A 12,727-nucleotide genomic window follows, 5' to 3' on the forward strand; every position below is an offset into this window, starting at 1 on the left:
ATACCAGCGGGCTCTTCTGTTTTAGGGCTGTTTTCTGTAAAGTCTATCCAAACTGTTAAAGAATTCTTTAGAAAGGCATTGGTAAAATGAGCGGCTGGTTTGTCTCAAAATCATAGAGGGTTTGCAGCCTGAGGTTGTAGTAGGCGTCCCAGAAATTGCGGAGGGAGCTTACGTAGCTTCGGCGGGCAGAGTCCCTTTCAGTAGCGGCCTGGTTGAGCTCCAATAAGCTTATCTTTCCGGTCAGGTAGCGGTCTTTCGCTCCTAAGTACCTACGCTCTGCCAGACCATTGGCCTGCTGGGCAATTTTCATCTGTTCGCGCAGCATCTTAAAGCGTTTCACCTGCAAATACACATCCTGGTCAAAGCTGGCCCTTTGCTGCTCAAGGTTACCTTTCACGTATTTCAGATGCGCCCGCGCGGTTCCAACCCGTGACTTGGTTCTGCCCCAGTCCATGATGGGCACACTTAAGCCAATGCTTACCCTCTGCTGTTCCGAAGGATCACGATAGGTCTCGGAAAAGGCGGTGGACTGCTGCACTAAACCATACTGAAGAAACAAGTTGGCATTTAAACCTGTGTCTTTCTCTGCCCAATCTAAACCTCGTTCTGCCTCAATCTCTTCCCGTTTAATCCCTATCATACGGGAACGGTTGTCATGGGCATACTTCAAGGCAGCGGTTTCATCCACATCAAACTGCGGAATGGCATCTGGAGTAGTCAACCGGATGGGACTATCATCGGTGATACCAAGGTAAGATTTAAGGCGGATGGTACTGGTCTCAATGTCCAGCTTGGCCTGTTCCAGACTTTGCCTGGAGTTGAGCAGACTCAACTCTAACTGCAGAAGCTCATTCACACTTATTTTGGCATTGTAGAAGCGCGTCTGGGCTATTTTAAAAAGCGTGTCATTGTTGGCCACGTTTTTCTGGGCAATGTCATAGCTGATCTGGCTATGCAGCTGAGAGAAATACAGGTCCGATGCCCTGATGGCAATTCGCTCCATCTCTTCCCAGAAATTGCGTTTGGCTTCCTCAAACCGAAGCGGCTCCGTTTTACGATCCCATTTTAGGCCATTGTGCCTGAAAAGCGGTTGACTTAAAGTGATCACCGCCGGAGTTGAGGCATAGGAATGGCCAACCATGGTATCGGGCTGCAGAAAATCATCAATTCGTTTCAGGTTAGTATTGATGGAAATCACTCCTCCGGTTAACCCAATGTTCTGGCTCAGGGCCAGCTCAGCGTAAGAAGTAGAGATGTGCTGTTTCCTAAACTCTATGCTCCCGGTATTTTGCACAACCGGGTTAATACTTTTGGTATAGTCCGGGAGGGTAGCGTTCAGCGTTAACTGCGGCAGGTAATTGCTTTTGTAGTTCTGGTATTGCCACGTACGGTTTTCCAACTGCGTGAGCGCCTGCTGATAACTGGGCGACTGCTCCCGGGCCATTTTGATGACCTCGGCTAAGCTTAACCGGCGGGTGTTGGGGTCTTCCGTCTCAACGGGAAGCGGGGCTTCGGTGTCCTGCCCGGCGGCAGGTGAGGTCAGCAGAAAAGCTCCTAACACCCATAAACAGGCCACTATGCGGCTCATTCCTGCTACTCGTTTCACTGTACTCAATCTCACTTTTAAAACTGCTTTATAACTCTCTCTGATATCTGCACACACCGTTTCGGGGCTATTTCGTGAAAAACAGTCCTGAAACGCATTGACTTCACTGTATTTCTTAACCGCGCATTTCGCGCTCTATGTCTTCCAGCTCCAGCGGAATGTTTTCCATGAGGTCAACCGGACCGTTGTGGGTGATGAGGATGTCGTTCTCCAGCCTGATGCCCAATCCTTCTTCCCTGATGTAGATGCCGGGCTCGCAGGTGAACACCATGCCCTCTTCAAACGGACGGTATTTGTCGCCCACGTCGTGCACGTCAAGGCCCAGGAAGTGCGAGGTGCCGTGCGGGAAGTATTTCTTGTACAGCGGCTGAGCCGGGTTCTGGTTGTTGACTTCTTCCTCAGAGAGCAGGTCCAGCTTGATGAGCTCGTTCTCCATCACCTTGCCCACAAACTTGTGGTATTCGTCCAGCGTGTTGCCGGGCACCAGCATCTGCTTGGCGGTTTTCATCACGTTGAGCACGGCATTGTAGACATCGGCCTGGCGCTTGGTGAATTTCCCGTTCACGGGAATGGAGCGGGTTAAATCGGCGGCGTAGTTGGCGTACTCCGCCCCGAAATCCAGCAACAGCACATCGCCGTCCTGGCACTCCCGGAAGTTGTCTACGTAGTGCAAAATGCAGGCATTGGCCCCGGAAGCGATGATAGAACTATAGGCCGGGCCACGGGAGCGATTGCGCAGGAACTCATGGCTGATCTCGGCCTCAATCTCGTACTCCATCACGCCGGGTTTCACAAACTTGAGAACGCGGCGAAAGGCTTTCTCCGTGATGTTACAGGCGGTGCGCATGAGTTCAATCTCGCGCGGGTGCTTGATGGAGCGCAAATAATGCAGGTGCGGGGTGCTGCGGCAGTAGTTGTGCAGCGGGTATTTCTCCTTCATCTTCTTGATGAAGCGGGCATCGCGGGTTTCCACCTCCACCACGGCGCGCAGGTGCTCGTTGGAGTTGAGGTACACGTTCTCGGTGTACGGCATGAGCGAGTTGAGCACGCTGTCAAACTCATGGGTCCAGAAAACGGTCTCTATGCCTGAAACTTCGCGGGCTTGTTCTTTCGTAAGCTTATAACCCTCCCAGGTAAGGATATGGTCGTTGGTCTCGCGAACGAACAGCATCTCTCTGAGGCGTTCCTCCCGGGCATCGGGGAAAAGAATAAGGATACTTTCTTCCTGGTCTATACCGCTAAGCCATAGCAGATCGTTGTTCTGCCGGAAAGGCATGGTACCGTCTGCGTTGGTGGGCATGACGTCATTGGAGTGGAAGATGGCCAATGACTGGGGCTTGAGGTAAGAAATAAACTTCTGGCGGTTGTGAACATAAAGATCTTTCCCGATAGACTCGTATTTCATGGCGGTACAGGTTGTAGTAACCTTGCTGGCTACTGGCTTTGGTGTTTCTGGCCTGTTTCTCTTAAAACAGCCCGAAAATGATGGGTTTGGAAGCTTAAATGTATGACATTAAACGGTAATATGCAGGCATATAGCCTTCATTTAATGAATTGAACGTGGGGGTTTGTACTAAAGTATTTTTTTTCTGTGTCTTTGCTATAGTTTGCCTTTTTTCCCCGCTGGCAAGGGCACAGCAACGCTATTGGGTGCTCTTCAAAGACAAACCCGCCACGGCCTCCCACCCCCTGGTAAGCGAGGCTACCCTGCAGCAACGCCAGCTCCAGAGACTTCCGCTGTCCCAGGTCTCAGACCAACCCGTTCACCAGGCCTATCTGGATAGTCTTACAAGCCGGGGGCTTCCCGTTACCTCGGTTTCCAAATGGCTCAATGCGGCCGCAGTCACCGCAAACCCTGCCCAGGCGCATTCCCTCTGGCAGGCTTCCTTTGTGCAGGAACTACGCCCCATTACCGGCTTTCTGGTACCTACCGGTGGTACTACTCCCTACAAGGTGCACTACATGAGCAAGGCCCTGAACCAACTCAAGCCCGAGCCTCTGTTTGCGGCGGGCCTTACCGGGCAAGGGGTGAAAGTGGGCGTGATTGATGCGGGATTCTTTGAGGCCCCTAAGAAGCCCGGCCTGATGCCCATCTTTGAGAGCGGACGCGTGAAAGCCTACCGTGATTTTGTGAACCCTGCCCAGAGCCAAACCTTCAACAAGCGCGAAAGCCTCATGGATGCCCACGGGACCGATGTGCTGCTTTGCCTGGGTGGCTCAGACCCAAACGAGAAAGTGCTGAGCGGCTTAGCCACCGAAGCCGAGTTCTACCTGGCCCGCACCGACCACGGCGCCCGCGAAGAACGCATTGAGGAAGAGTACTTCGTGCGGGCGCTGGAGTGGATGGACAGCCTGGGCGTACGCCTGATCAATTCGTCTTTGGGCTACGGCACGGGCTTTGACAACCCCGCTGAGAACTACACCCCAGAGCAGATGGACGGCAGCAGTTTTATTGCCAAAGCGGTGCAGATGGCCGTGGAACAGAAAGGCATGATGTTTATTATTGCTGCCGGGAACGATGGCGGTACCAGGAAGTGGCAAATCATCAATACCCCCGCCGATGCGCCCGGCGTGCTTACCGTAGGAGCCACCGATTACGCCACCTGGACCAAACAGGGCTACAGCAGCATCGGCCCAAAGTTCCTGCCCTACCTTAAACCCGATGTGGCGTGTTTTGCGGCCTCGGGTACCTCGTTCTCGGCACCCATCATTACCGGACTGGCGGCTTGCCTCCTGGAAGAAAACCCGTCGCTCACGCCTCAACAACTCACCGAGATTATCAGGAAGAGCGGCCACTTGTATCCCTTCGGGAATAATTACGTGGGCTACGGCGTACCCGACGCCGGCAAAGCGCTGGAGCTAGTGCAGGAGGCCACGGCGAAACTTCCCATCAGGGTTCCGTTCCTGATTCACGGCAACCGGTTTGCTTTCCGGTCCAGGTCGGTGCCGGCTATTGGCGAGAACGGCGGAATTGTGCTCTTCCGGAAAGCGTCTGAAACCATGGTCATGAGTCAGCAGAAACTTTCCAGTCGCACCAAAAAGATTGTAGTCAAGCGCCTGCCCGGCGAAACGCACACCACGTTGCAGGTTGGCCCTAAGGTATTTGAATTGATTTGGCAGTAAGGGTAAGCTTAGGAATCCTTCCCTGAAACTGGCTTGCGTCTTTCTGGTTTCACCTCTACTTCGCCCTTGAAAACTTTGCCGGCATTTACGTCTACCCGGTACTCGGCTTTGGGATCATAGGAAATGCTGTAACCGGTCTCGGGATCGTACACCTTCCCTAATTGCAGGTAATAATGGAGCCTGGTTTGAGGGTCAATCGCGAAGCCCTGCCCTTCTTTCAAGGCATTGGGAATTCCCTCTGATTTTTCTGATTTGGGCTTGTAAACCGGCATTGCATACTCCTGCTTGGGATAATGCTGCGCTTCAAACGTCTTGAACTTGGCCAGGAACTCGGTGAGGTCAGCGCCAGCGGTTTGGGCCTGTACTTCAAACCCCAGGACCAGTGCTAAAAGAAGAACCAGAGACTTAATCGTTTTCATAGTCATCTATCTTTTAGAATCTAACAATGCTTTAATAACTACTGCCAATTTGCATAAACAGCACGTTATATGCTAGTTAACGCACATATGATTTACGAGATTACATCTGTCAGGTGGCTAACCTCTTGGTTTGCAAGGCAGCTTAGATCCATTTTAAACCACTTTTCACCAAAAGAGCCCAGAAACAGGTCTGGGCTCTTTTGGTAACAGGCAGCAATACGGCTCTGATCAGTTTGTCACCATAAACCGGAAAGGCACGGTGTACTTTACATTCACCGCTTTGCCGTTCTGCCTGCCGGGCTTCCATTTAGGCATTTTCTGCAGGGCTTTCACAAATTCCTGATCCAGGGAAGGGTGGGCTTTTTGTAGCACCTCCACCTTGGTAACATCACCTTCGGCGGTGATAACAAAGGAAGCGATGACCGTACCATCTATCTTTGCTTTTTTAGCATCCTCAGGATACCCCACCTGCTCTGCGAAATACTTGTACATAGCCGCTTGCCCGCCCGGAAACTCCGGCATTTCCTGAACAGCGATGAATACCCGTTCATCTTGATGGGCAGTAGTGGGTTGTAGTTTTGCCGGGCTTGGCTTTCCGGCTACTACTACCTCAGTCAAAGATGCGGTACTCTTGTGTCCTTGCCTGGCAGAGGTTTGTTTTCCCTCCACGGTTACCTCATCGGCTTTTTGGGCCGAAGTATTTTTACTTGATGGGCTTACCACCCGGTAAGGAATTGTGTATTTCACCGATACCGCTTTCCCGTTCTGCATGCCTGGTTTCCAATTGGGCATCTTCTGCAGCGACTGCACGAAGGCCTGGTCCAGGCTGGGGTGCAGCTTTTTTATTACTTGTACATCGGTTACTTTCCCCTCCGGATTAATCACAAAGGAAGCCACCATCATGCCGGAGATATTGGCCTGTTTGGCATCTTCGGGATAGGCAGTATCCTCTTTTAAGTACTTCATCATGGCCACTGCCCCACCAGGGAACTCGGGCATTTGCTCCACGGCGATGAACACAAGATCCTTATCCTTGGCTGGGGCAGCTTCTTTCTCTGGCGCGGCGGTAGGTTTAGGTGCTTCTGCGCTGCTGGCCGAAGCTTTAGAAGAGGTACTTTCTGCACGCTGGGCCACAATTTCAAAGGGAACCAAATAGAGTACTGGCACACGCTTACCCTCTAGTTCGCCAGGGGTAAAGTTGGGCAATGCGGAAAGCACTCTCTTCAACTCCTGATCCAGGCTTGGCGATAAGCTTTGCACCACGTCTACCCGTATCACCTCACCAGAGGCAGACACCACAAAGGCGCCTATCATGGTTCCTTCGATTTCGGAGCGTTGGGCCACAGCTGGAATCCTGAACTTATTGGCTATGAACTTTATCAACGCCTGCTCTCCTCTCGGGAATTGGGGCATTTTTTCCGCAATCATATAAATTTTCTCGCCGGTGGCCGTGGTTCTTTGCGGCATTACTATGTGGGCGGAAGCTTTGGCCTCTTGATCAGCAGTGGCGGCCCTATGCGTTGGAGGGTAGTGATAAAGTACGATTTTTGGCAACACATTAGTCTTGCCAGACTTGGTGTTTTCCGGCCCCAAGGCCTTAGCTGCCTCTGTGGTAACGGATATTTTCTGCTGGCGGCCTTCCAGATACTCAGCGTAGCTTAGGAAGTTTCCGCTTACACTGGAAACCGAGATGGTTTCTTTAGATACAACAGCTTTGCCATCTTTCTGGGCCGGGGTCCATTTGGGCATCTGGTTCACCAATTGGGCAAATTGCGCATGAATAGCGTCTACCACTTCTGGGTCATTAGGGCGCACCTCCAACCCAAGGCTTTTGCCGTAACTTGGAGTACCATCCAGGCCTATTTCCACCTCAATGCTGCCTTTCACCTGCACAAAGTCATTCTGGTTCTTTCTCTTCTGGAAAGCTACTTGGGGCAGTACCAGATTATTTTTCACGTAGGCGTTCAGGGCTTCGCGGCCGCCGGGAAACTGGGCCGGTCCGTCCTGCACCTTGGTGGTTTTTTCTCCGTTGCTTTCAGGAACTGGAGCCGGACGCATGGCCGCAACGGCAACCAGCAGTAAGCCTGCTACCGGAATGGCCATGAGCATTCGGCTGAGTCTGGGGGATTGGTGTAGTTTTTTCATCATCTTGATTCTGGTTAAGGTGAGGGATTTATTGAGGAAGAAGTAGCTACCCAAGGGGAAATCTGCCCTTTGTAAGACCTGTTTCACCAGCAGTGAGGAATAGGCCGAGGTACCAGAAGCCTTAGCCACATGGGCATCGGCAATGAACTCGTGGGTCTGCTCTACTGCCCTTTTGTAAAGCACCAGCAGCGGATTAAACCAGAAGAGAATACCAGCCAGGGAAACCAACAACACATCCAGGGTGTGACGCTGGTCAATGTGCACCTGTTCATGTTGCAGAATGCGTTCGGTCTCTTCAGGGGTGAGGGTTTGGCTGTTGTCAAAGAAAACCCAGCGCCAGAAAGAAAAGGTAGGCATCTGCCCGTGGGTTAAGAAGACAGGTGCCCCGTTGGGCAGGAAAAAGGAAACGCCTTCTTCTTTGACGTAGCGCCTGAGGCGGATTACCTGCACCAGAAACCTGATCCCGAAAAACAACACCCCCAGGCCATAGACTGCATACAGGAGGCTCCAGAAAGGGAAGGGTTCTTCCGGAGCTACCACAACCTGGTCAGCTGCCATAGGCACATAGGCAACGGGAGCGTCCAGTATCACCACGGGTTCTTCGGGTTCCTGCGGCCACAAAGAAATGCCCGGCAAATTGGAGAGCGGCACCAGAAAAGACAGAAAGAGCGCAGCCAGTAGGTAGAAGCGGTTAAACTGGAAACTGGTCTCCCGTTTCAACACCAGCGCATAGAAGAGGAAAAACAAAATCAGGCCAGCGCCTGACTCCAGCAGGTACTGCAGCAGGGCCTCATTCATTTTCTTCTTTGTTTAGGTCGTCTTTGACATGCTTCAGCATTTCTTCCAGATCCTGCAGGTCCATGTTCTCTTCTTTGGCAAAAAAGGATACCAACCGCTTGAACGACCCTCCAAAATAGCCGCTCACAAAGTTCTTGAGGTAGAAGTGCCGGTAATCGTCGCGGTTGATGAGCGGATAATACTCATGGGTCTTGCCATAGGCCTTGTACCCTACAAAGCCTTTCTTCTCCAGAATGCGCACGATGGTGGAAACCGTATTGTAGGCAGGTTTGGGCTCGGGCAGTTGGTCCAGGATGTCTTTGACGAAGCCCTGCCCCAGGTTCCAGAGAATCTGCATAACCTGTTCTTCTGCTTTGGTTAGCTCTTTCATGATGATGTCAGGAAGGTGATGGATTGAAGATATAACTAAATACTTAGTTTACAAACTAAAGTTTTAGTTATTAAAAATATTTTCTTCTCCTCCTGCCCGAAAGCTCCGCAGCGTAGAATCAAAAAGAGTAAACATTTAAGAAGAAAGCGATAGCTGTTCTGGGCTTAATTTCGCCAGAACAGGCCTAAAACGCCCATAGCAGTCTGCTCCAACCTATTCATTGGAGGAGAAAGGAAGATCATCTTGCTAGGAATAGAGAGCGGTGAGATATTAAATGAGAGGGCTTCTACCAATTGCCTACGGGCGTAATGGTGCCATTTGCCACCATAAAAGGAATCTTCAGTTTTACAGATACCCTGCTGCGGTCCAGCATCCCGGGTTTCCAGGCGGGCATCTGCCGGAACACTTTCAGGAGCGCCTCGTCCACGCCGGGGTGCACCTTTTGCTCCAATTGCAAGGCCTGCACCTCTCCTTTGGAATTGATGATGAAACTCAGGACAATGGTTCCTTCTACTTTCTCCTGTCTGGCCTCTGCCGGAAAAACAAGGTTCTTTACAATATACCTCTGAAATCCTTCCCTTCCGCCCGGAAATTCAGGGCGCTGTTCAACCCCAAGGTATACTTTCTCTTCATACACCTCTTCCACCTGGGCACGCCTTTCGCCCTCCGTAACCTCATAGGCGAAGGAATGGAGAACCGGCACTGGTTTTCCGCCATGTTGGGCCGGCTTCCAGAGGGGCATTTGCTCCAGCGCTTTCACCACCACCTTGTTAAAATCTGGGTGCAGGGTTTTAGTTATCCTGATGTCTTTTACCTGGCCGGTCTCGGAGATCTGAAACTCGGCTTCAAAGGTTCCTGCCACTTTCATCTGTTTGGCATCTTCCAGGGAGGCCTTGTGTGCCTTCATAAACTCCCATAAAGCTGTTTCTCCTCCCGGGAACTCCGGCATGGTTTCTACGGCAGGAGGATTTTTCTCCTGCCTGGCAGCTAATCTGGCGTTTATCTGATGCTGGTCTGCGAACCCTTCCCAAGTGGGCTGATAGTACCTTTGTTTTGGTGGCTCATGCATATCCTTCAACGTGACCGTATTGTTTGCCACCTGGAAGGAAAGTCGCCTCCGTACGCTCACCAATTTACCCTCTACTTTACCAGGTCTCCAGGCCGGCATTTTCTTCACCGCTTCCATGATAGCCAGGTCCACTTCAGGATGCACCTTTTCCAGAATCTCCAGACGACCTGCTTTTCCTTGCGAATCCAGGACAAAGAATAAGGAAAAGACTCCCTCGGCTTTGGCTTTGCGGGCACCCTCAGGATACACGATAGTGGCCGAGAAGAACTTCTCCAGCGCAGCCTTGCCACCCGGGAAACTGGGCTCAATATCGGCGTTGAGATAAACCACTTCGGTCAGAAACAGCTTTTCCTGCTCTTTATCCTGGGCATCTGTAGCGTCTGGGTTCACCCCCAGAGAAAAGGTGAGCGAAAGAGGGCGAGGCTTCCCATTTTGCTCCTTCACCTGCCAGAGCGGCATGCTTTTCAAAGCTTTCACCACCGCCTTGTCAAAACTGGAGTGCAAGGGTCTTATCACCCGCACCTCCGTCACCTTGCCGGTTTCAGAGATCCCAAACTGCACCACAAAGAAACCCTGGACACCCGTTTTGCGGGCATCGGGCAAAAAGGCGTTGCTTTCTCTCATGTACTGCCAAAACGCCTTTTCACCGCCCGGGAACTCCAAGGCCTGGTTGATTACCAAGGATTCTTTCTCATTTCCGTTGGCCAGAACAGAGGCCACGGCTGCTTTGGGAGGAATTCCTTTCCAAACCACTCTGAAGGGCACCGATGACCTGACGGCTACGGGTTCTCCGTTTTGCTTACCTGGTTTCCAGAGGGGCATGGAAGAAATTACGCGCACCAGCTCTGCGTCCAAAGACGGCACCAACTTCTTGACCACTTCTACCTGCGTCACCTTGCCTTCTTTAGAAATCACGAACGATGCCACCATGGTACCGCTGAGAGAATCTACCGTAAAATCTGGTTTGATCTGGAAATTGTCTGTCAGGTACTTGAGCATGGCACTCTGCCCGCCCGGGAACTCCGGCATCTGCTCTGCCGCCACGTACACTTTCTCTTCTTTTGCCTGCTCCTGGGCTACCACAATTGGGCTTGTACAAATACCTGCCAGGAACAGAACCAGGAAACAGAATGCCTTAGCCGGCAGAAAAGGCCAGAGCTGCCCAAGTATTCGTTTTATCGTCATGCAGAACATGGTAGTAGTTTTGAAGAAGAGGCCGAAAACTCAGGCAGAGACAGAGGCATCTGAAGAGTTCTTGCTCTTGAATATAGGATAAAGCATTTATATAATATTAAATTTTTAAAAAAGAATTAAACTGCCATTGCCTCATCCAGGACTTGGTTTTTCAGGTTTTACCAACCCTGGTGCTACTAAGAGGCCAAACAGTTTGACCTTCCTTACCCATACTTTTCCTACCTTGGAGTGCCGCCTCAGCCTACATGTTCCGGAAGAATGCTAATATTGCGGTGTTGATATGAAAATAGGATACGACGCGAAACGCGCTTTTACCAATACCTCTGGCCTGGGCAACTACAGCCGCTTTGTCATTTCTGGCATGATGGTGCACTTTTCCAAAGATGAATACTCCCTGTTCACGCCGCGCAAGAATGATCTGTTCAAGAACTTCTTTCCGCCGGTGGCCAAAACACAGGTAGTACTGCCTAACGGACTGGGGAAGCGGTTTTCTTCTATCTGGCGCACGTTTGGGTTGCGCGCCGCCCTTCCCAAACATGGCGTGCAGGTGTACCACGGGCTCAGCAACGAGCTGCCGTACGGACTGGACCGGCAGAAAACCAAACTGGTGGTAACCATCCATGACCTGATTTTCCTGCGGTTCCCGGAGCTGTACCCCACCATTGACCGCTATATCTACCGCAAGAAGTTCAAAGACGCCTGCGATGCTGCGCACCAGATCATTGCCATCAGTGAGCAGACGGCCCAGGATTTAGAGGAATTCTTTGGCGTGACGCGGGAAAAGGTGCAAGTGGTGTACCAGGACTGCGATCCCGTTTTTCAGCAGTTTCTGGAAAAAGAGGCTTTAAACGCTATTCAGGAGAAGTACCAGTTGCCCGCGCAGTTTATCCTGTGCGTGGGTACGCTGGAACGCCGCAAAAACCAGTTGCATCTGCTCAAAGGCTGGCTGGCGGCGGGCACGCCTGTTCCGCTGGTGTTCATCGGTCGGAAAACCGAGTACCACAAAGAAATGCTGGCATTCATTCAGCAGCATGACCTGGAGCAGAAGGTCCTGTTTCTGCCCTACATTCCTTTTGAGGAACTGCCGGCTATTTACCAGCTGGCTACCTTGTTTGTGTACCCGTCCATTTTTGAAGGATTCGGTATTCCCATTGTGGAAGCGCTCAACAGCGGGGTTCCGGTGATTACGTCTACCGGTTCCTGCTTTTCAGAGGCGGGCGGCTCAGCGGCCCGCTACGTATCCCCCACCGATGCAGAAGCCCTGGCCCAGGCCATCCAGGAAATCCTTTCCAGCTCTGAGCTGCAAAAGCAAATGGTGAAACTGGGCCTGGAGCACGTCCAGACATTCCGGCCCGAGGTCACCATTCCGCAATTGCACCAGGTCTATGAGCGGGTTCTGGAACAATAAGCATTGCCGTAAAGCTTCTTAGGCATACTTAGGCCTTTATTTTTGCCAACTGTAAATGCAGGATAGGGTGAGGCATGCCCAAACTGTCTACCTCTGAGCGGCTCACTACTTCAAAGCCCTGGTGCAGGTAAAAGCCAACCGCCTGCTCGTTCTCCTCATTCACATCAACCTTGGTGATTTTCCCGTGCTGGATGGCATGCTCCAGCAGACGTTTTCCTATTCCTTTGCCTCGGGCCGCCGGGTGCAGGAACAGCATTTCCAGTTTGTCTTCTGCCACGCCGGAGAAACCCAGGATTTTTCCTTCTAGGTCCTTTGCACAGGTCAGTTGCATGAGCCACAGGAATTCATCTAAGATCAGCGGCCGGAAAAACTGAATCTCGTCTTCGGTTACAAAGTGGTGCGTAGCTCTTACGGATGCTTCCCAAACCTCTACTACTTCCTTGTACTCTGCGGGGGACACACTTACCAGGCTAATGGCCGGGGTTTCTGTCTGGAACATTTGTTTTGGGGGTGTTTTCAGATAAAGACACCTGAAACCCGGTTCTAACCTATGCCCAAAGCAAAATATTCTCCAACAACTTCGCTGAGAGTTATA

9 protein-coding genes are annotated in these 12,727 nt (G+C 51.6%); 2 read left to right on the top strand and 7 right to left on the bottom strand.

Going from position 1 to position 12,727, the window contains the following annotated elements; translation table 11 throughout:
- Positions 1-67 precede the first annotated feature (67 nt).
- Positions 68-1,588, bottom strand: a complete 1,521-nt coding sequence (locus JT719_RS09345) for a TolC family protein (protein ID WP_207432701.1) — start codon at positions 1,586-1,588, stop codon at positions 68-70.
- A gap of 133 nt (positions 1,589-1,721) precedes the next feature.
- Positions 1,722-3,011, bottom strand: a complete 1,290-nt coding sequence (locus tag JT719_RS09350; RefSeq protein ID WP_207432702.1) for an aminopeptidase P family protein — start codon at positions 3,009-3,011, stop codon at positions 1,722-1,724.
- Between the two features lie 245 nt (positions 3,012-3,256).
- Between JT719_RS09350 and JT719_RS09355 the strand changes: the two genes are divergently transcribed.
- Positions 3,257-4,729 carry a S8 family serine peptidase gene (locus tag JT719_RS09355; protein WP_207432704.1) on the top strand — a complete coding sequence of 491 codons (1,473 nt, stop codon included), beginning with the start codon at positions 3,257-3,259 and terminating at the stop codon, positions 4,727-4,729.
- A gap of 8 nt (positions 4,730-4,737) precedes the next feature.
- Here JT719_RS09355 and JT719_RS09360 read toward each other — a convergent pair whose 3' ends face one another.
- The 4 genes from JT719_RS09360 to JT719_RS09375 all read right to left on the bottom strand — a co-directional run bounded on the left by JT719_RS09360 (position 4,738) and on the right by JT719_RS09375 (position 10,715).
- Positions 4,738-5,148 (bottom strand): hypothetical protein, encoded by a 411-nt coding sequence (locus JT719_RS09360; RefSeq protein ID WP_207432705.1) that lies wholly within the window; start codon positions 5,146-5,148, stop codon positions 4,738-4,740.
- Between the two features lie 228 nt (positions 5,149-5,376).
- On the bottom strand, positions 5,377-8,091 hold the full coding sequence (locus JT719_RS09365) for a M56 family metallopeptidase (protein ID WP_207432707.1): 2,715 nt from the start codon (positions 8,089-8,091) through the stop codon (positions 5,377-5,379).
- Complete coding sequence (locus JT719_RS09370) at positions 8,084-8,461, bottom strand: BlaI/MecI/CopY family transcriptional regulator (RefSeq protein ID WP_207432708.1); 378 nt, start codon at positions 8,459-8,461, stop codon at positions 8,084-8,086. The genes JT719_RS09365 and JT719_RS09370 overlap by 8 nt, the downstream gene beginning before the upstream one ends.
- Before the next feature lie 286 nt (positions 8,462-8,747).
- Positions 8,748-10,715 carry a TonB family protein gene (locus JT719_RS09375; protein WP_207432709.1) on the bottom strand — a complete coding sequence of 656 codons (1,968 nt, stop codon included), beginning with the start codon at positions 10,713-10,715 and terminating at the stop codon, positions 8,748-8,750.
- Between the two features lie 289 nt (positions 10,716-11,004).
- On the opposite strand from JT719_RS09375, the gene JT719_RS09380 reads away from it, so the two are divergent.
- Positions 11,005-12,132 (top strand): glycosyltransferase family 4 protein, encoded by a 1,128-nt coding sequence (locus JT719_RS09380; RefSeq protein WP_207432710.1) that lies wholly within the window; start codon positions 11,005-11,007, stop codon positions 12,130-12,132.
- 28 nt (positions 12,133-12,160) lie between these two features.
- Here the strand turns inward: JT719_RS09380 and JT719_RS09385 are convergent, their stop codons facing one another.
- A complete protein-coding gene (locus JT719_RS09385; protein WP_207432711.1) occupies positions 12,161-12,631 on the bottom strand; it encodes a GNAT family N-acetyltransferase in 471 nt (156 codons plus the stop codon).
- Between the last annotated feature and the right edge of the window lie 96 nt (positions 12,632-12,727).

Origin of the sequence: Sabulibacter ruber (assembly GCF_017355955.1) — a bacterium.
In the GTDB taxonomy this organism is placed as follows: Bacteria; Bacteroidota; Bacteroidia; order Cytophagales; family Hymenobacteraceae; genus Nibribacter; species Nibribacter ruber_A.

What these genes read in the sequence shown, in the direction of transcription:
- JT719_RS09345 (WP_207432701.1), bottom strand. Translation starts at nt 1,588, where the DNA reads ATGAGCCGCATAGTGGCCTGTTTATGGGTGTTAGGAGCTTTTCTGCTG.
- JT719_RS09350 (WP_207432702.1), bottom strand. Translation starts at nt 3,011, where the DNA reads ATGAAATACGAGTCTATCGGGAAAGATCTTTATGTTCACAACCGCCAG.
- JT719_RS09360 (WP_207432705.1), bottom strand. Translation starts at nt 5,148, where the DNA reads ATGAAAACGATTAAGTCTCTGGTTCTTCTTTTAGCACTGGTCCTGGGG.
- JT719_RS09365 (WP_207432707.1), bottom strand. Translation starts at nt 8,091, where the DNA reads ATGAATGAGGCCCTGCTGCAGTACCTGCTGGAGTCAGGCGCTGGCCTG.
- JT719_RS09370 (WP_207432708.1), bottom strand. Translation starts at nt 8,461, where the DNA reads ATGAAAGAGCTAACCAAAGCAGAAGAACAGGTTATGCAGATTCTCTGG.
- JT719_RS09375 (WP_207432709.1), bottom strand. Translation starts at nt 10,715, where the DNA reads ATGACGATAAAACGAATACTTGGGCAGCTCTGGCCTTTTCTGCCGGCT.
- JT719_RS09380 (WP_207432710.1), top strand. Translation starts at nt 11,005, where the DNA reads ATGAAAATAGGATACGACGCGAAACGCGCTTTTACCAATACCTCTGGC.
- JT719_RS09385 (WP_207432711.1), bottom strand. Translation starts at nt 12,631, where the DNA reads ATGTTCCAGACAGAAACCCCGGCCATTAGCCTGGTAAGTGTGTCCCCC.